The organism is Petrimonas sp., assembly GCF_963921705.1.
Taxonomy (GTDB): Bacteria; Bacteroidota; Bacteroidia; order Bacteroidales; family Dysgonomonadaceae; genus Petrimonas; species Petrimonas sulfuriphila.
Genome location: NZ_OY997410.1, coordinates 1,940,200 through 1,959,032, shown reverse-complemented (window position 1 = coordinate 1,959,032; position 18,833 = coordinate 1,940,200). Strand labels below are relative to the sequence as shown.

The window sequence follows — 18,833 nt, the reverse complement described above, 5'->3', positions numbered from 1 at the left end:
GGATCTTTAATTAATGAACGTGGCCGGAATGAACATCGATTGCACCCGCAGCCTGTGCCAGCTTGACCAGGATAGCTCCCTTGCTGACAACACGTTCAGCCTCCGAAACGCCCGTCGTGATTTCTGTGCGAAGCCCGTCGGTCCGTCCTCTTTTCACCAAACGTTTTTCAAAAAGTTCGGGAGTCAGTTGAACATACACAAAATAATTGCCCATCTCCTCCACTACCGCTTCATTGGCAACAGTCAACACCTCTTCTCCCGCCTGCGTCCGGATAAACATTTCGATAAAACTACCGGGAATAAAACCGGCCCGGTTGTCAACCTGAAACAGTACCGGAAGAAGGGGATTGCCCGTGTCGGCCGATTTTCCGAACGAAACTACACGGCCATTCAGCTCTTCCAGCGTGTAGGTTGCTTTGTTTTCCATAAAGCGGAAAGTAACGGTGGAAATACGGTTGAGTTCTTCAAAATATTTGGGCCGCAGTTCCGCTTTAACAAATAAGTTCCTGTTTTGAGAAACCCTTAAAACAGGCTGTCCGGCTTCTGCATACTCTCCGTTGCGTACCAGGACAGCCGCAATAAACCCGCCGATGGGTGAATTCACCGATTGTTTCCCGGCAGAGAAGTTCTTTTGCAGGTTATTGAAATTTGCCCGGGCATTTTCCATTTCGGTTTCTGCCCTCCGCAACTCGCGTTGCGAAACAATCCGGTCTTTCGCCAGTTCAGCCTTGCGGTCGTATTCTGCCCTGGCCAGGCTATACTCGTTCCTAGCCTCTGAGAAACGGACGGAGAGGTTGTTGTCGGCCATGCCGCTGCCATCGATGGTAAACAACGTTTCTCCCGCACCCACAGCTCTCCCCTCCACCACGTCATCTCCGGGAAAGAGCACCACACCTCCAGTTTTTGCCACGACAATACGTTCATCGCCCGGCGACGGCTGGATTTGCCCGATCGTCCGGATGACCTGTCCGAAAGGCTCCTTCCGGATCTCTTCGGTAGCAAAATCAACCTTCCAGCTTTGTTCTTTGGTAAAAACAGCACCGTTGCTGCTTGTAATCACCGCATCCTCTGCCGCATGTATAGCGTCGTTCAGGTCGGCAAACACGGTGATTCCCTCAACGGTAAGCTGCGATATTTTACCGGATATTTTCACGTTGAACAGCAGCTTTGCTTCTCCTTTCTCCCCGGGTTTCAGGATAAATCTGAAAACTCCCGGGCGCGTGGGTGAATCGAGGGTCTGGCTTACGGTATCATTGTCGACAACCAGGTTTGCCGTTACGCTTCCGCTTTCCAGCGGTTTAAAATTTTCCAAACGAGTGAAATGAGCAAGGATTTCGCTTTCGTGACCAACAGCAAAGGGAGTTGCCTCTGCAAACACTTCAAAGTCGTCACTGTAGGAAAGCAGCTGCAGATTATCCACGTGGCCGTGGTCTAGGTCCTGATCGTTGTTCCGGTTACAAGACAAGGTTGCAACCGCCAGAAACAACGCTGAAACCAAATAAGTTAATTTCATTGTAACTGATTTTAATGGAATATAAAAAGAGATGAATAATCAACCGGAAAGAGTTATTCCGGAAGTTGATCGTAAAAAAACGGTAAAAATCAGCAGAAAGGAGGAGCTCGTAATCCTTTGGATTGAGCTATATGGCCGGTATATAAAGAGATTAAATGCGGTTTTCGCAGGAAAGGAAGCGGTGTACTTTCCGGTTCAATCCGGTTGGAATAATCTGCGGGAAGGTACAGTACTGAAAACGGAGAATCACCCTCCACATCATCTCCTCCGGAGTGAAGAGTGTGGCTGTCATTGACAAAGCGGATGTAGATATTGTCCAGCAGGCAATCTTTCAACCCTAACTCCCGGTGAGCATTCCTGTCGTTTTCAGAGAAATTGGCTTTGCTATCCAGGTGCCGGCAATGATGCGCCGCATCGCTTTGATGATAAGATATACTGCAGGATTCAGAAAGCGCATGGTGATGCGGAATAAACACATGAGCCAATAAAACCATATTGGCTAAAAACATCAAACTTATTCCAATTGCTCTTTTCATCCTTGAGTATGTCCGCAAAGGTAAAAAAAAATTTATATACCCTCCAAATGAAAAGGAGATCAAAGCAAACGAAACAGTGCAGATCAGGGTTAAAATTCACGATAAAAACCCTTTAACGCTTGCATTTATGAATTTATTGTGTATTTTTGAGACGTCGAACATTTTAAAAGCAAAAGAAAAACGGACAAACTCATGAAAAATTTATCGCGTCGAAAATTTATCCGTACCGGGCTGGCAGGCTTTGCCGGGTTAACCGTGGGCGGACCGGGTTTATTGAAATTATCATATACCCCCGAAATTACCGTTGACCGGGTTAAACTGGGAAACTCAGGGCTGAACGTGTCACGTATTGCTTTGGGTACAGGTTCCCGGGGAGGATCAAAGGCATCAAACCAAACCCGGTTAGGCATGGAGAAATTTGTCGAGATAGCTCACCATGCCTACCAAAGAGGTATCCGGTTCTTCGATATGGCCGACTCGTACGGATCGCACCCGTATGTCGGTGAAGCAATAAAAAACCTCCCCCGTGAAAAAATCACCCTGCTGACAAAGATCTGGACGTATGAAGACGGATCGGACAAAAACATTCCGGTACAGGAATCCCTGGACCGTTACCGCCAGGAGCTCGGCACCGGGTATATAGATATTGTACTGATGCATTGCCTGATGCAGGGAGGTTGGAGCCAGAACCGCAGGCATTATATGGATGGATTGTCGAAAGCCAAACAAGACGGTATAATCAAAGCGGTGGGAGTCTCCTGCCACAACTGGGATGCCATGGTTGAAGCAGTAGACAACCCGTGGGTGGATGTCATCATGGCGCGCATCAATCCGTTTCAAAGCCTCATGGACGGGACTCCCGACGCGGTAAAAGAACTTCTGGGAAAAGCCCGGAAGAACGGAAAAGGGGTTATAGGCATGAAGATTTTCGGTGAAGGCCGTCACGTAAGTGACGGTGAACGCGAACAGTCGTTGAAGTTTGCGCTTACCGAGGCCAACATCCATTGCATGACGTTAGGGTTGGAATCCATTGCCCAGGTAGACGACGCTGTCGGAAGGGTCATGGGTTAGTAAAACTTCTTTTACAGTAACCGGCCCCGGTAAACCCGAAGGTACCGTTTCCCATTTATCGTAAAGTGTCTGTTGATAATTTACGTCCACCACATTGATATCGTTGAAAATACGCCACTGAACTCCCCGCCTGTCGTAATCCGAAATCCGGTTTGCGGGCAGGTTCGTAACATCGATTTCAAGCAAGTTTTCACCGTTATTCAGGTACCTGCCGATACGGGTTGTAAAAGGAACGGCAAAAAGGGTTCCTACTTCCCTTCCGTTCACATACACGCGCGCACTTTCCCTCACATCACCCAGGTTAAGCAGATACTCCCTTCCGGGAACTTTGTTTATCGTGAATTTCACGCGGTAACGTGCTGTTCCCGTATTTCTTTTCGCACGTTCTTCTCCGATTTCCGTCCAGGACATCAGGCTGTCTATTCCGAAAACGCCCCGAATGGCAGGTTCACTTTCCATAAACTCCAGACTCCAACCGTTCGTAATCCTGAACTCTTTCCCGGAATCCCGGGAATACATCCATTCCGGGACAACCACATCATCGTGGGCAAAGGTTTTCAAAACAACGGATTCACCCGGTTTCAGCTGCATATATACTTCGGCTTTTCCTTTTTCTTTACGCAACAACGCTTTTCCCGATTTGCCGTCCATCGGATTGAAAAACATGGCCGACCGGGCCTCGACGGCCAGGGGTACCCAACCGTCGATCTCGTTATCGGTCAACAACGTAAAAAAGTAATGATGACCTGTTTCGTTCTTTCTTCGAACCAGCTGCCCCCTGAATTCCTGTACAAAACTTTCGTGACCGATCTTCGCCGTTTCAAACAGTTTTGGGTAATCCGTACCGGTAATAAATTCACCCTTACCGGTTTTCTTCCGGGCTGTTTTCTGAAAATCAGCCCGGGGAAACCGGGAGATCAATCGCATGAACTTTTGTCTTCTGCCGCTTAAGTCGTTTAAACCGGGAACATCGCCGGGGTATTGATCAACGAAAATGATTTTTGCACCCTCGGTAGCCAATTCGTAAATCTTCTCCAGGGTCTCATGCGGCATAAATCTTACAGCAGGCAAGACAAGCGCCCGGTATGTAGCACCGCCAGCCGTTTTAATAAGTCCGTTTTCGACTGACGACGACCGGATAAACCGGTCTGAAATATAATCCACGTCCCTGCCGCCCGTTCTTATTTTCTCAACCGTTTGATAAAACCGGGGAAGTTTTTCGCGTAAGCCGTGTATGGAAAAAGCGAAGTAGAAATCGTCCTGCTGCTCGTACCAGATATCGTAAACCGGAAAATAGACCAACAGGTCGTTATCCGGCTTTCCGTATTGAAGGAACGATTGCACCCGGTTTATGTAGGAGAAAAAAGCAGGTGCATCTTTCCAGATCGGTTGGGTAGGCGACAGGTTCACCGATGCGTAAAAAAGCCAGCCCGGCCAGGCAGCCTCCCGGGGTGAATAAGGTGTTCCGTGAAAAAAAACATGATTTACACCTGAAGTGAACACTTGGTCTATCTCAGCCTTGCATTGCGCCAGTGAAGTCCTGAAATGTTCCGTTAACCAGGTAAACGTTTCCGATGAGGTATAATTTTTCCCCGAAATGTGGGCAGCCGAACTGGCAAATTTCAAGGTTACCGGATCCCCGTCATTTATTTTAATCAGGCTGTCTTTTCGTAATCCGGGAATATCAAAACCCGTTATTCCAAAAATCTCGCATTCGGGAACGTCCACAGTAGCATAAAGATCCAGGATATTAGCCGGAGATCCGTGTGCCTGGTTCCGAGTGGTAGCACCGTGCCTGTTTGCCCACTCCGTCCAGGAAACCGTGAAATTTTCCAGCAACATCTCTCCCATCGTTTCCCGGTAATCGGAAATCACTCTACGGGAGGTATCTGTTTGTCCTTTACCCAATAACTCGGGCAGGTATTCCTCCAGCTTATATCCTCTTCGCTGTTCAAATTCCTCCAAAAAGCCGGGACTCCAGTTTGCTCCGTAAACTTCGTAAGAATCGTTGAAAAATGCGTTCGGCCACGGGGCGCCGCTGCGAGAAAAAGCATCGTCAAACCTGTTGAGGTAATTTTTTACGGCACTTTTGTTGAAATGATCCATTACATACCCCAGGCCACCCGGCGCAGCACGCTTTACCTGCTGAAATGTCTTCCCGATAAACAACGCAATCAGCCTCCAGTTCCCCGCCGGTGCCAGCCAATCTAAAATGCCGTCCTGACCCACGGAGGAAGTCAGGTCTGTTTTTTGGCCGTCATCGGAAAAAGCGTACAGCTTAGACAGGTATGCCACTTTTCTCTGTTCTTCATCCCCGATCGTGATTTTCATCTCCATTCTTGTACCTCCCTTCACTTTATATTCCTGAAACAGTGCTTTTGTTGCTGCATCCTCAACCGTTACACCGGGGCCCCCGAAAGGCCATCCGGTTCCCGTATTCATGTCTACCTCCATGCCCAGCCGGTGCGCTTCGGATACGGTATGGGAAAGCATTTCCATCCATTTCGGAGAGAGATAGTTTATGTACTGGGGTTCACCGTTCTTTACCCCATAGATCGGCGTGATCTCTACTCCACCCATGCCCGCTCTGGCCAGTTCTTCGAGATTATAGCTTAAATTGGGTGGGTCTACCGCGCTTCCCAACCACCACCAGCGTGTCCACGGCTTACATTCGACGGAAGGCCGGGGCCATGAATTGTGTTGGGAACTTACGGCTGTAATATGTATTAACACGATAAAAAAAAGCAGGATCCTCTTCATTTGAATAGAGTTGATTATTCGATTCCTTTCCGGTATTGTTTCATGTTCTCTCTGCCACTATAGCTTCCTGTTCCGGATACGGGTCCCGGAGTTCCGCCCGTATCAATGCTCGGAGAAGGAAAAAGGTTGTTCTCCCGGTAAAGGTAATAATTTTTATTAAAAAAATTTCCCCGGCACGGATTAAACCAAATATTATCCATTTCAAGCTTTTCGATACGCATTAAGAAACTTTTTTTTTATCCAGCTGTTTATTGTTTGCTATACCGTCAATAAAATCATATGAACAAAAGAAAAATATTCGAGCAACGGAGGCAGTTTTTGCAGGAAATGGAAGAGGTTGCCGTACAAAAACAGCATGCCAAGCTCAAACTTACTGCACGCGAAAGATTAAACGTGTTGTTCGACGAAGGGAGCTTCTTCGAACTCAATACTTTCGTTGAGCCGGCTAAAGCGATTAAAAAAACTCAAAATGCATTCGGAGATGGAGTTGTGGTAGGGCGTGGATTGATACAGGGACGCAGCGTGTTTGCTTATGCCCAGGATTTTACCGTAATGGGCGGATCACTGGGTTTTGCGCACGGGATGAAAATTGCCAAGGTTCAGGAGATGGCGCTTAAGTTCGGGTCTCCCTGTGTAGGCCTGATCGATAGCGGCGGCGCGCGGATTCAGGAAGGCATCAACAGTTTATCGGCTTACGCGCGGATCTTCAGAAACAACGTCAGTTCGTCCGGAATTATTCCGCAGATAAGCGTTATTCTTGGCCCGTCCGCTGGCGGTGCGGTGTACTCTCCCGCCATGACCGATTTTGTGATTATGACCAACAAAACGTCGTACATGTTCGTTACGGGACCCGATGTGGTGAAGGAAGTCCTTAACCAGAATATCAGTATGGATGAGCTGGGCGGAGGGAATATCCACGCAGAGAAAAGCGGCGTAGCCCACTTCGTGTTCGAAGACGAAGAACACGCCATCATACAGGTTCGCAAACTGCTGGCCTACCTTCCCCTGAACAATTTCGATCCAGTCCCTGTTTCCATGGATGTCAGTTTCAATGCGGAGCGTCAGGAATATCTGAACAGGATTGTTCCCGATGATCCGAACCGTCCGTACGACATGAAGGAGATCATCAATATCCTGGTAGACAACAATACCTTTCTCGAAATTCACGAGAAATTTGCACAAAACATACTCGTCGGTTTTGCGCGACTGGATGGGAAAACAATTGGAATAGTGGCAAACCAGCCTAAGGTAATGGCAGGGACATTAGACATAAACGCCAGCATAAAAGGCGCCCGTTTTGTTCGGTTCTGCGACAGCTTTAACATTCCCATTCTGGTGCTGGAAGATGTTCCCGGATTTATGCCCGGGTCTGAACAGGAACATACCGGAATTATCCGCAACGGGGCCAAGCTGCTATACGCATTTTGTGAAGCTACGGTTCCCCGGGTCACCGTCATTACCCGGAAAGCATACGGCGGAGCATTTATCGTGATGAACAGCCTGGGTATCGGCGGCGATTTTAATTTCGCCTGGCCAACGGCTGAAATTGCAGTGATGGGCCCCGCCGGAGCCATTAAAATAGTAAACAAAGCCGAGCTTGCCGCAGCTTCCGACCGGGAAGCTGTTGAAAAGGAGCTGGTGGAAAAGTACAAGGACGAGATTGCCAACCCGTTTAAGGCAGAAGAACTGGGGATGATCGACGATGTGATCAAGCCTTCGAAGACCCGGCAGGTGCTCATCACCGCCTTTGATATTTTAGCCAACAAACAGTATTCCCAACCCGAGAGGAAGCACGGAAACATACCGTTGTAATATGACGCAGAGGCTTGTTGGACAGCCTCTGCAAAAAACTGAATCACAGCATGAACAAAAAAATTCTTATCGCCAACAGAGGTGAAATAGCTATACGCATTATCCGGTCGGCAAAAAAACTAGGCTTAACTACCTGCGTTATTCAGGGTAACCGTGAGCCCGATGCCATGTACCTGGAATATGCCGATGTAATCATTCCCGTGCGGGAAAACCTGACCGGCAGCATCATTTTCCTCAATCCCGAAGAGATCGTCAGGCTCGCTCTTGAGCATCAGATCGACATGATCCATCCCGGGTACGGATTCCTTTCGGAGAACCCGGATTTTGCCGCCCTCTGCCAACAGAACGGTATTACGTTTATCGGCCCTTCCTCCGATTTGATACGAAACATGGGCATCAAGACCATTGCGAAGAAAATGGCAGCCGAGGCCGGAATGCCGCTCGTCCCAGGCAGTGCAGGCGCCATTACCGATGCACAGGTGGCCAAAGAGTTCGCCGACACAATCGGGTACCCGGTCATTCTTAAAGCATCAGCGGGTGGTGGCGGACGCGGAATGCGCATCGTGGAAAAAGCCGAAACCATGGAGCGCCACTTCAAATCGGCCTACGATGAAGCGGTGGCTGCCTTCGGTAACGGCGATATTTTTATCGAGAAATACCTGACGAACCCCAAACACCTGGAGTTTCAAATCCTTGGAGACAGATACGGGCACGTCATTCATTTGGGTGAAAGGGAATGCTCCTTGCAAAGAAAACACCAGAAACTGATCGAAGAAGCACCCTCGGCCAGCATCGATTCCAAGACAAGGGAACAAATGGGCAAGCTGGCCGTGAAGTTTGCCCAATCCATTGGATACTACTCTGCCGGCACCATCGAGTTTATCCTCGACGAAGACGGATCCTACTATTTCATGGAGATGAACACCCGCATCCAGGTTGAACACCCTGTCACAGAAATGATAACCGGGGTAGACTTGATCGAATGGCAGATCCGGATCGCCCTGGGCGAGAAACTCCGGCTGAAACAAAAAGAGATCAGGCTTAACGGATGGGCCATCGAATGCAGGGTAAACACGGAAGATCCGCAAAACCGCTTCACGCCGCAAACCGGATTTATTGAAAGGGTTTTCTTTCCACACGGAGATCATATACGCGTGGAAACCGGCGTTAAGGATTTCTCAGTGGTCACCCCCTACTTCGATTCAATGATTGCCAAGATCATCGTTCACGGCGAAAACCGGGACGATTGTATCGATAAAACCCTGAATGCTTTAAAAGAATTTTCAATTTCGGGATTGAAAACAACTGTGCCGTTTTGCCGGACTGTCCTGCGCAGCAAGGAATTCAGGGAAGCTACGTATACCACACACTGGATAGACTCGGTTTTCACCACCGACATGCTCGAATCGGAAGACGAAGCCATGATGGCAGCGCTGGCAGCGACCATCACTTATGCGAAAGAATACCTCCAATACTCGTCCGATTCCCCAATGTTCAAAAGCGAATCACTCAACGTCTGGGTACTCAACAAGAGAATTAACAAATAAACGGTAATTAACAAAATGGCAACATCATACGTATACAAAAGAGATGCCACCCGCTTGTTTATCGCCATGCGGGACAACGGCGACAGGTATAAAATCTACTTGCCCAAAGAGTCAAAACCAATCATCAACGGTGAAGAAAAGGACGTTTTTTTCATTGAACACAAAAATAATTTTTCGTCCTTCAGTATGGGCGATGCCACATACCGGTGCGAAATAACCCAACGCGACCAGCACCGGATCATGGTAAAGGTAAACGGCGTGGAATACAAATTCAGCATCGAGTCTATCTTCTCCTACTTGCGACGTAATTTGCTCAATAAAGGAGTTGAAGTACAAGCCGGCAACAACCTGAAATCGCCCATGCCGGGAAAAATTGTCGATATTTTTGTCAGCGAGGGCGATCTGGTGAACGAAGGCGAACCGGTATTGAGGCTCGAGGCAATGAAAATGCAAAACGAAATCACTGCTTGTTGCAACGGTGTAATCCGCAAAATACATGTTGCACCGGGACAATCGATCATGCAGGACGAACTGCTGGTAGAGATTACTTCTATAGACGAGTAACCGGTAAGAAACAGCTAGATAACCCGCACTTTTAAGACACCCGCAATGTCTTTGATGCGTTTCACGTTTTCGTCGGTAATCTCTTCCTCCAGGTCCACCATCGTGTAAGCGTAATCACCGCGGCTGCGATTGATCATATTGGCAATATTGGTGCCCTGTTCAGCCAGTACGGCAGAAATCTGCCCCAGCATTTTGGGAATATTTTTGTGTGCAATAGTCAACCGGTGTTTTACGATACTGATACCCATGTCGCAGACCGGAAAATTCACCGAGTTCCGGATATTCCCATTCTCCAGGAAATCCTTCGTCTGCAGTACGGCCATCACGGCACAGTTGTTTTCGCTTTCCGGAGTAGAGGCACCTAAGTGCGGGACAGGAATAACACCGGGGACATTGATCATCTTTTCGTTGGGAAAATCAGTTACATACTCGCTCACAATACCGGCCTCCAAAGCATCGATCATGTCCGCATCGTTCACAAGCTCTCCCCTGGAAAGATTGATTATCCGCACTCCCTCTTTCATTTGAGCAAACGCCTCCTTGTTGAGCATACCTTTTGTCTCATCCGTCAAAGGGATGTGCAACGTGATGTAATCGCAGTGCTTGAAAACTTTCTTCAGATCGTTAGCTTTTTTCACCGAACGCGATAAACCCCATGCATGATCAACAGAAATATAGGGATCGTATCCGTAAACATCCATTTCCATGTTTACCGCTGCATTGGCAACCATTACTCCAATAGCTCCAAGTCCAATTACACCTAGCTTTTTGTCGCGAATTTCCGGTCCTACAAATTGCGCTTTTCCTTTCTCTACCTGCTTGGGCACATCGTCCCCTGTTAACGACCGTGTCCAGTTAATCCCTTCCACAATCTTTCTCGACGACAAAAGCATGGCAGCAATTGCGAGTTCCTTTACCGCATTGGCATTGGCCCCCGGCGTATTGAAAACAACGATTCCTTTTTCCGCGCATTTGTCTACGGGGATATTATTAACTCCGGCTCCGGCACGTGCTATACAATGCAAACTATCGGGAAATTCCATCTCATGCAACGACGCGCTGCGTAAGATGATCCCATGCGGTGCATCCATTTTTTCACCTACTTCAAAGTTTTGTCCGAATTTTTCCAACCCCGATTCGGAAATTCCGTTCAGGGTTTTAATCTTGTACTTACCCATTATTTATTGTTAATTAGAGAATTACTATCGACGAGCAGATGTTTTTATTATTTGAAACAAATGACTTCAAATTTCGAACGCAAAGATATAAAATCTTCATCTCATTTTACAATTTATTACAAAAAATAGTAAGAATAAGTCAAGTTGTATTAATACTCATCCCGGGTATGGTTTATCCCCAGTAATTTCACCGCTTCTACCACAACAATCGGAACAAACGACAGCCCGACAACATACAGCCAGTGAACTCCATCCATTTCGACAATCTTAAAGATGTCACGGATGGCGGGTAAAAACAATACAATGAGCATCAAAACAGCTGACGCGAGAATGGCAAGCACTAGCGCCTTGTTGCTCATCGGGCTTGTTCTGAAAGACGACCGCCTGTTGGAATGTAGGTTACGCACGTGCAGCAGCTGTGAAAAAGCCAGTACAGCAAACGCCATGGTCTGCCCCAGCTGTTGTCCGCCATCGTTGAATCCTATCCGGTAAGCGGCCAGCGAGATCAGACCAATGGTCATTCCCTGGTAAAAAATGCGCCAGGTCATTCCCCGGGTGAAGAAGCCCCGCTTCGGGTCACGCGGATGGCGGGTCATAATGTCTTTTTCTGCCGGGTCCATGCTCAGCGCCAGTGCCGGCAGGCTATCGGTAACCAGGTTTATCCAGAGGATCATGATAGGCGTAAGCGGATTTCCAAGGTTGAAGACAGAAGCGATAAAAATCAGCAATACTTCGCCCACATTAGCGGAGAGCAGGAATTGAATGGCTTTGAGAATATTATCGTAAATGCGGCGGCCCTCTTCCACAGCCCCAACAATGGTGGCAAAATTGTCATCGGTAAGCACTACATCCGATGCGTCCTTGGCCACCTCGGTTCCCACAATCCCCATTGAGACGCCAATATCAGCCTGCTTAAGCGCAGGTGCATCGTTTACCCCATCACCGGTCATTGCCACAATATCTCCGTGTGATTGCCATGCTTTTACTATCCTCACCTTGTGCTCGGGTGCCACACGCGCATAAACCGAGTATTTCTCTATGTCACGATAAAGTTCCTCGTCGGGTATTTCCTGCAACACATTTCCGGCCACTGCCTTATCGCCTTCGGTATAAATCCCGATCTCAGCGGCAATGGCCACGGCTGTCACCTTATGATCACCCGTTATCATCACCGGGCGTATTCCTGCGGTCTTGCATTTCTTTACGGCTTCCACCACTTCGGGACGGGCCGGATCGATCATCCCCAACATACCGATAAACACCAGGTTTCTTTCAATGGTCTCTGCATCTACACGGTCTGGGAGCCGGTCAATGTCTCTATACGCCACGGAAAGAACCCGCAGCGCAGATTTAGCCATCCGGTTGTTTTCGTTCCGGATCGTGGTTATGTCTTCTTCGGTAATGGTACGGACTTTCCCGTGCATCAGGATGTGCGTGGTAACCGCCAGCACTTCGTCGAGGCCACCCTTGACGTTCACACGCAGCTTCCCATTGGCCATCTGATTGACGGTAGCCATCCGCTTCCGTTCCGAATCGAAAGGCACTTCCGAAACACGCGGATACTTCCGATCCTCTTCGTTCTTGTTCAGGTTTAGGGCAAGAGCAATATCCACAATAGCTGTCTCGGTAGGATCACCGGCGTTTTCGTGTGTACCGTCGGGCAACATTTTCAGGTGGGCATCGGTACAAAGGAGCGATGAGTTCAGCAGGATTCTCTCATCGTCGCTTAACTCTTCAGGAACGGGCGGATTTCTGAAATCGCATCGATTTCCGCTTACCATTCCTTCCACCACGGTCATTTTATTTTGTGTGAGCGTTCCCGTCTTATCGGAGCAGATCACGGTGGTACTTCCCAACGACTCAACCGACGGCAGTGTACGCACGATGGCATTGAGCTTTACCAAACGCTGGACACCAATGGCCAGCACAATGGTCGATACGATCTGCAAACCTTCAGGAATAGCTGCCACGGCAAGGCTTACAGCCATCATAAACATCTCCAGCCAATGATTTCCATACAGCATACCCACGGCAAAAATCAACACACAGATGCCAAGCGCCACATAACCCAGAATTTTTCCGAGCTGCTCCAATCTTTTTCCCATCGGAGTTTCCGTCTCTTGTGCACTTTGCAGCATACCGGCAATCTTACCCACCTCGGTATCCATTCCCGTGCTAACTATCACTCCTTTTCCCCGACCGTAAGTTATTACACCGGTAGAAAAAGCCATGTTGTCACGGTCTCCCAACGGAACATCTTCCGTATCAATTGCCTCCGTACTTTTTTCCGCCGGCACCGATTCCCCCGTAAGTGCCGATTCCTGAATCTTCAAGTTTACCGCTTCGATAAGGCGCATATCCGCAGGGATAATATCACCGGTGTCGAGAATCACTATATCGCCCGGAACAAGCTGCGTAGATACCGTTTCCGTCACTTCACCGTCCCGCAATACTTTTGACCGCGGTGCGCTCATCTTGTTCAGGGCATCGAGCGATGACTGAGCCTTGGTTTCTTCCATCACGCCGATAATAGCATTTACGATAAGGATAGCAAGGATAATGAAGGTTTCGGTCAGCCCCTCTCCCTCCATCACGCCGATAACACCCGACACAGCTGCGGCTATAAGCAATATAACCACCATACTGCTTCTGAACTGCTCAAAAAAGATTACCGCTATGGATTTTTGTTTCTTGGACGCCAGCTGATTAGGCCCTGCCTCTTCGAGTTTCTTTTTTGCTTCGGCAGAAGAAAGGCCTTGATCTGGAGATACATTGAACTGTTGCAACACCTCCCCGACAGGTTGGTTGAAAAATGGTTTCATAGTTGTTTGTTTTGTTTGCGGTCATTAAGAAATTACTTATTCAGCTTTCACTCCGCTCCAGTCGAAAGCACCGTACCTGATAAAACAAACCGGAGGATAAATTGTTTGGAATGCCCTTAAGCCGTGCGACAACCGGACAAATACCGGCAGAGGCGCCATAAATGACGCCTCTGTCAACCGATACGGCCAATCCGTCAAAAATCAAAACTCAGGATAATTCCGTTGACGGTTCCGCTAATGCTGTCGCACGTTCCGTCGGCTTTGATGGATCCGAGCAACAGAACGTCATATTCAATGCCGTTGCAGCGATAACGGCCTTCTATCCGAAAGTGTGAGCCAGACGGATCGAACGTTGAACAACCAGGCTGTAATTTAAATGTTCCCGCAAAGGTAACACTCTGGTCAGTGTCCAGATACACCTCCCTGCCGTTGGTCAGGGGTACCCTAAAATGATTTATTGTCTCAGCTATGTTAATCAGTATAAATCCTCCCAGGCATTGATACGGCTCCAGGTTATAATTGATAACACCACCCAGGTTAATCGCGAGATGTATATTACCCCCTTTCCCATCCGGATAATCGTAGGTCCCATCGTATTTAACAGGATAACTCGCGCTTCGAAAATCAGCACGCAACGTAGATTTCGTGCCCGTACCGCTTTCGTTGTTCATGCCTTGATTCACACCTTTGGTACCGGTATTAAACATGGCCAGTATAACTTCCTTTTGTTCCTGTTCCGACAATTCGTTATTGCTTTCTTCTTTGGAACACGAAACAACAGTAAAAAATAAGGCTGAAAAACCCAGGAGAAAGAGAAAAAACTTTTTCATACAATTACGTCAGAGTTTAACGTGCTGACACCGAACTTTTTTAATTTCAAGAAGCAACAAGGAAAACAATGTGATTAGGCTACAAAATTAACAAATCGTCCGTTTTATTCACAAAAATAAAACATTTTTTATAATTATTCTTAAATTATTTATAGTTTATCTGTTCACATTGCTGAATAAAAGCATACAGAAAAAAATTTATAATTCTTTTTTACCTAAAAATTCAGAAAATAGTAATTCACTCAAAAACAGGTCAAATATATGTTATAAAACATATTTTGTACAAGGGAAGATATCGTTAAAAATGGCTAACTTGCGTCGCTATTTTTGTAGTACGGCTCTGTATCTTTAATAAAGAGCAGAGTCGTTTTGTTGTAGAAACTTATACATTCAAGAAACATAAATTTTACTAATCATGAAAGTTTACAAAACAAACGAAATCAAGAATATTGCTATTGTTGGCAATTCAGGATCGGGCAAGACCACTCTCGCTGAAGCAATGCTTTTCGAGTGTGGTCTTATAAAACGACGCGGCACGATAGATGGTAAAAATACCGTGAGTGACTATTTCCCTGTTGAAAAAGAGTATGGATATTCGGTATTCTCAACCGTATTCTCTTACGAATGGAAAAACAAGCTGATGACGTTGATCGATTGTCCGGGGTCGGACGATTTTTCTGGAAACATTTCATCGGCGCTTGGAGTAACCGATTTAGCCGTGATGCTGATTGATGCTACCAGCGGAGTAGAAGTGGGAACAATCAACCAATTCCGCCAGATCGAATCTCTTGATAAGCCGCTAATGTTTGTTATGAACCGCATTGACCATGAGAAAGCCGACTTCGAAAACACGATTACCAACCTGAAAGAATTTTACGGGAACAAGGTCACCCCTATCCAGTATCCTACCGGGAGCGGCCTGGCATTCGACGGAATAGTGGATGTTCTCAAGCAGAAGCTGTATAAATGGAAGCCGGGAGCCACCGCGCCCGACGTGCTGGAGATACCCGACAGTGAAAAAGAAAAAGCTGGCGAATATTATCAAGTATTGTTGGAAGCAGCAGCTGAAAACGATGAGACATTGATGGAAAAATATTTCGATCAGGGCACACTGTCCGAAGAAGAGATGCTCGAAGGCATCCAGAAAGGGATGATCAGCCGGGATCTTTTTCCGGTGTTCTGTGTATCGGCAGAAAAAAACATGGCGGTCCACAGGCTGATGAATTTCCTTACCCTGGCGGCACCCTCACCCGATCAGGTTCCGTCTCCTCAAAACAGCGACGGAGAAACCGTAGAGCCCGATCCGAACGCCACGACAAGCCTGTTCTTCTTCAAAACTACTGTTGAACCGCACATCGGCGAAGTTTCTTACTTCAAGGTGATGAGCGGAAAAGTAAAAGAAGGGGATGACCTGACCAATACCAACAGAAGTTCGAAGGAACGTATCGCTCAGATGTACCTGGTTGCCGGACAGATGCGTAACAAGGTGGAAGAACTGCAGGCAGGAAGCATTGCCGCTGCTGTCAAGCTGAAAGATGTCCGTACCGGCAATACACTGAATGCAAAAGGATCGGACAACCGGTTCAACTTTATCCAGTTCCCCGAACCGCGTTACCGCAGGGCTGTAAAAGCTAGAACGGAAGCCAACTCCGAAAAACTGAGCGAAGCATTGACCCGTATGCGGGAAGAAGATCCGTCATTGGTTATTGAAGTTTCAAAAGAACTGAAGCAAACCATCGTTTCAGGACAAGGCGAGTTCCACCTGAAAACCATGAAATGGAGACTCGAAAACAACGATAAAATTGAAATTGATTTCCTCGAACCTAAGATTCCGTATCGCGAAACCATCACCAAACAGTCCCGTGCCGATTACCGCCATAAAAAACAGTCGGGTGGTGCCGGTCAGTTCGGCGAAGTTCACCTGATTGTGGAACCCTACACCGAAGGTATGCCCATGCCGGAAATTTACCGTTTTAACGGCCAGGAATTCAAGATACAATCGCGCGACGTACAAACTATCGACCTTGATTGGGGTGGAAAGCTTGTTTTCGTGAACAGTATCGTGGGCGGTGCGATCGATGCCCGTTTCCTCCCGGCCATCCTGAAAGGAATCATGGGACGTATGGAGCAAGGCCCGCTGACCGGCTCTTATGCCCGTGACGTACGTGTTATCGTTTACGACGGTAAGATGCACCCGGTTGACTCCAACGAAATCTCTTTTATGCTTGCCGGACGCAACGCGTTCAGCACCGCATTTAAAAATGCCGGGCCAAAGATTCTGGAACCGATTTACGATGTGGTTGTTTCTGTTCCCAGCGACTATATGGGCGATGTGATGAGCGACCTGCAAGGGCGTCGTGCCATGATCATGGGTATGGAAAGCGAGAAAGGGTTTGAAAAACTGAAAGCCCGCGTTCCGTTGAAAGAGATGTCGAGTTATTCCACTTCTTTAAGTTCGCTTACCGGTGGCCGTGCGTCGTTCACCATGAAGTTTTCGGAATATGAACTCGTTCCGTCCGATGTTCAGGATAAGCTCCTGAAAGAATACGAGGCGGAAGAAAAGGAAGAGTAAAAACCCGGGGAGAATCTCCAATATTTTACAGGAGGGTGTATCACAATGTGATTACACCCTCATTCTATTCGGATACCTCTCTAAGAATTTCCAAAGAATGAGCTATCTGGATCGGAACAACTCCAATATTTCGAGAGGTGCTTCCAGGAAATAGTCGGCTTTTATCTCTTCCCGGTTGTGTGTTCCCCAAACAGCAAGGGCAAAATCTATCCCGGCAGAATGTGCGCACTGCTTATCGTAAAGGGTATCACCTATATAAATGGATTCCGGTTTCTTTGCATTCGACCGCTTAAGGTATTCCAGAATAGGGTCTGGATGGGGCTTTGGGCGGGGGCTGTCATCCACACAAATAACCGTACCAAAGAAATGCTCCAACCCGAAAGTAGCAAAATCAGCATTAAATTCCTGCCGGCTTTTGGAAGTAACAATTCCCAGGATGTATCCCCTTTTTTTCAACTCCTTCAAAACCTCTTCAATTCCATCGAAAAGGCGTATGGATGAGTGGTATTTACGATAATTTTCGGCCCACATCAAGCTCGCTTTTCCGGCATCTTCAATTCCCAGCCGGGGAAACACTACCGAGTTGGGAATACCAAATGAAAACCGGAATTCATCCAACTCTCTTTTCTCTCCGGTAAGCTGAAAAAAAGTTTCCTGCGTGGCAAGCATGTCTGCCGTTTCCGTATTCAGCATGGTGCCGTCTATGTCAAATATAATGTGTTTGTAGTTCATTTCTCAAATTTGGGGGACAAAGATACAAAACAAAACCGTTCTCCGAGCGTTAGAGACATGAAACATAACAGCTATGCAAAAAACAATATTTCATATCAAGGAGATGGATTGTCCGTCTGAAGAAGAACTGGTCCGCATGAAACTGGACGAAATTCCGGATATTGCCAGAATTGACATCAATATACAAGATCGAAAAGCAACCATTTTTCACCGGGCCAACACGGCCGAAATAGAAACGCTGCTGAACGAGTTAAAACTCGGCTCGTCGCTTGTTTCTTCGGAAGTTGTTGAAGAGAAACTTTCCGGCGCAGACGAGAATAAAAACAGAAAACAGAAAAAAATTCTCTGGACAGTGCTTTTTATCAACTTCGGATTCTTCGTTATTGAAATGGGCACCGGCCTCGTTTCCCGTTCGATGGGGCTAGTTGCCGACAGCCTGGATATGCTTGCAGACGCTTTTATGTATGCCATCAGCCTATTTGCTGTTGGCAAAGCCGTAAGCACGAAGAAAAAAGTTGCCGGAGCCATTGGTTATTTCCAAATTTTACTTGCCTCAACCGGATTGTTTGAAGTTGCAAGGCGTTTCATTTTCAACGAATCCACTCCCGACTTTCAATTTATGATCGGCATCTCTATTCTTGCACTTGCCGCAAATGGAATCAGCCTTTACATCCTGGAAAAAGCCAAAAGCAATGAAGCACACATCCGGGCAAGCATGATATGCACATCAAATGATGTAATCATGAACCTGGGCGTCATTGTGGGTGGAATCCTGGTTTTTTTACTCGATTCTGCCATTCCTGATCTTGTTGTAGGTGTTGTCGTCTTTGGAGTTGTTATAAGAGGGGCGCTCCGGATACTGAAACTGGCAAAATAGTCGGGGATTTAACACTTTC

General features: G+C 47.4%; 14 protein-coding genes. 6 read left to right on the top strand and 8 right to left on the bottom strand.

The features are described from left to right. Window positions 1–10: 10 nt before the first annotated feature. Together AACM02_RS08050 and AACM02_RS08045 are read right to left on the bottom strand one after the other, a co-directional pair. Window positions 11–1,513 (bottom strand): efflux RND transporter periplasmic adaptor subunit, encoded by a 1,503-nt coding sequence (locus AACM02_RS08050; RefSeq protein WP_339116634.1) that lies wholly within the window; start codon window positions 1,511–1,513, stop codon window positions 11–13. An 89-nt stretch (window positions 1,514–1,602) separates the two neighbouring features. Further along, entirely contained in the window at window positions 1,603–2,049 is a 447-nt protein-coding gene (locus AACM02_RS08045) for a hypothetical protein (protein WP_339116633.1), read from the bottom strand. Window positions 2,050–2,241: 192 nt separating this feature from the next. Between AACM02_RS08045 and AACM02_RS08040 the strand changes: the two genes are divergently transcribed. Next, window positions 2,242–3,120, top strand: coding sequence for an aldo/keto reductase (locus AACM02_RS08040; RefSeq protein WP_339116632.1), 879 nt, complete (start codon window positions 2,242–2,244; stop codon window positions 3,118–3,120). On the opposite strand, the gene AACM02_RS08035 is transcribed toward AACM02_RS08040, so the two are convergent. Together AACM02_RS08035 and AACM02_RS08030 are read right to left on the bottom strand one after the other, a co-directional pair. Further along, window positions 3,064–5,880, bottom strand: coding sequence for a glycosyl hydrolase (locus AACM02_RS08035; protein WP_339116631.1), 2,817 nt, complete (start codon window positions 5,878–5,880; stop codon window positions 3,064–3,066). The genes AACM02_RS08040 and AACM02_RS08035 overlap by 57 nt on opposite strands. Before the next feature lie 14 nt (window positions 5,881–5,894). Next, window positions 5,895–6,101 (bottom strand): hypothetical protein, encoded by a 207-nt coding sequence (locus AACM02_RS08030; RefSeq protein ID WP_332457231.1) that lies wholly within the window; start codon window positions 6,099–6,101, stop codon window positions 5,895–5,897. 58 nt (window positions 6,102–6,159) lie between these two features. Here AACM02_RS08030 and AACM02_RS08025 point away from each other — a divergent pair, with 58 nt between their 5' ends. The 3 genes from AACM02_RS08025 to AACM02_RS08015 are packed head-to-tail and all read left to right on the top strand — an operon-like array spanning window position 6,160 to window position 9,803. Next, a complete protein-coding gene (locus tag AACM02_RS08025) occupies window positions 6,160–7,692 on the top strand; it encodes an acyl-CoA carboxylase subunit beta (protein ID WP_339116630.1) in 1,533 nt (510 codons plus the stop codon). A 50-nt stretch (window positions 7,693–7,742) separates the two neighbouring features. Further along, window positions 7,743–9,239 (top strand): acetyl-CoA carboxylase biotin carboxylase subunit, encoded by a 1,497-nt coding sequence (locus AACM02_RS08020; protein WP_339116629.1) that lies wholly within the window; start codon window positions 7,743–7,745, stop codon window positions 9,237–9,239. Between the two features lie 15 nt (window positions 9,240–9,254). After that, entirely contained in the window at window positions 9,255–9,803 is a 549-nt protein-coding gene (locus tag AACM02_RS08015) for an acetyl-CoA carboxylase biotin carboxyl carrier protein subunit (protein WP_214063439.1), read from the top strand. A gap of 14 nt (window positions 9,804–9,817) precedes the next feature. On the opposite strand, the gene AACM02_RS08010 is transcribed toward AACM02_RS08015, so the two are convergent. The 3 genes from AACM02_RS08010 to AACM02_RS08000 form a co-directional block, all read right to left on the bottom strand. Next, window positions 9,818–10,981 carry a phosphoglycerate dehydrogenase gene (locus AACM02_RS08010; RefSeq protein WP_214063438.1) on the bottom strand — a complete coding sequence of 388 codons (1,164 nt, stop codon included), beginning with the start codon at window positions 10,979–10,981 and terminating at the stop codon, window positions 9,818–9,820. 149 nt (window positions 10,982–11,130) lie between these two features. Beyond that, window positions 11,131–13,803, bottom strand: coding sequence for a calcium-translocating P-type ATPase, PMCA-type (locus tag AACM02_RS08005; protein WP_339116628.1), 2,673 nt, complete (start codon window positions 13,801–13,803; stop codon window positions 11,131–11,133). A 194-nt stretch (window positions 13,804–13,997) separates the two neighbouring features. Beyond that, entirely contained in the window at window positions 13,998–14,633 is a 636-nt protein-coding gene (locus AACM02_RS08000) for a hypothetical protein (RefSeq protein ID WP_339116627.1), read from the bottom strand. Between the two features lie 415 nt (window positions 14,634–15,048). Between AACM02_RS08000 and AACM02_RS07995 the strand changes: the two genes are divergently transcribed. Then, entirely contained in the window at window positions 15,049–17,205 is a 2,157-nt protein-coding gene (locus tag AACM02_RS07995) for an elongation factor G (protein ID WP_339116626.1), read from the top strand. Between the two features lie 102 nt (window positions 17,206–17,307). On the opposite strand, the gene AACM02_RS07990 is transcribed toward AACM02_RS07995, so the two are convergent. After that, window positions 17,308–17,937 carry an HAD family hydrolase gene (locus AACM02_RS07990; RefSeq protein ID WP_339116625.1) on the bottom strand — a complete coding sequence of 210 codons (630 nt, stop codon included), beginning with the start codon at window positions 17,935–17,937 and terminating at the stop codon, window positions 17,308–17,310. 73 nt (window positions 17,938–18,010) lie between these two features. Between AACM02_RS07990 and AACM02_RS07985 the strand changes: the two genes are divergently transcribed. Beyond that, window positions 18,011–18,814: a cation transporter gene (locus AACM02_RS07985; RefSeq protein WP_214062844.1), complete on the top strand. Its 804-nt coding sequence runs from the start codon at window positions 18,011–18,013 to the stop codon at window positions 18,812–18,814. Window positions 18,815–18,833: the final 19 nt, after the last annotated feature.

Coding starts and splice junctions, on each gene's coding strand:
- AACM02_RS08050 (WP_339116634.1), bottom strand. CDS start 1,513: ATGAAATTAACTTATTTGGTTTCAGCGTTGTTTCTGGCGGTTGCAACC.
- AACM02_RS08045 (WP_339116633.1), bottom strand. CDS start 2,049: ATGAAAAGAGCAATTGGAATAAGTTTGATGTTTTTAGCCAATATGGTT.
- AACM02_RS08040 (WP_339116632.1), top strand. CDS start 2,242: ATGAAAAATTTATCGCGTCGAAAATTTATCCGTACCGGGCTGGCAGGC.
- AACM02_RS08035 (WP_339116631.1), bottom strand. CDS start 5,880: ATGAAGAGGATCCTGCTTTTTTTTATCGTGTTAATACATATTACAGCC.
- AACM02_RS08030 (WP_332457231.1), bottom strand. CDS start 6,101: ATGCGTATCGAAAAGCTTGAAATGGATAATATTTGGTTTAATCCGTGC.
- AACM02_RS08025 (WP_339116630.1), top strand. CDS start 6,160: ATGAACAAAAGAAAAATATTCGAGCAACGGAGGCAGTTTTTGCAGGAA.
- AACM02_RS08020 (WP_339116629.1), top strand. CDS start 7,743: ATGAACAAAAAAATTCTTATCGCCAACAGAGGTGAAATAGCTATACGC.
- AACM02_RS08015 (WP_214063439.1), top strand. CDS start 9,255: ATGGCAACATCATACGTATACAAAAGAGATGCCACCCGCTTGTTTATC.
- AACM02_RS08010 (WP_214063438.1), bottom strand. CDS start 10,981: ATGGGTAAGTACAAGATTAAAACCCTGAACGGAATTTCCGAATCGGGG.
- AACM02_RS08005 (WP_339116628.1), bottom strand. CDS start 13,803: ATGAAACCATTTTTCAACCAACCTGTCGGGGAGGTGTTGCAACAGTTC.
- AACM02_RS08000 (WP_339116627.1), bottom strand. CDS start 14,633: ATGAAAAAGTTTTTTCTCTTTCTCCTGGGTTTTTCAGCCTTATTTTTT.
- AACM02_RS07995 (WP_339116626.1), top strand. CDS start 15,049: ATGAAAGTTTACAAAACAAACGAAATCAAGAATATTGCTATTGTTGGC.
- AACM02_RS07990 (WP_339116625.1), bottom strand. CDS start 17,937: ATGAACTACAAACACATTATATTTGACATAGACGGCACCATGCTGAAT.
- AACM02_RS07985 (WP_214062844.1), top strand. CDS start 18,011: ATGCAAAAAACAATATTTCATATCAAGGAGATGGATTGTCCGTCTGAA.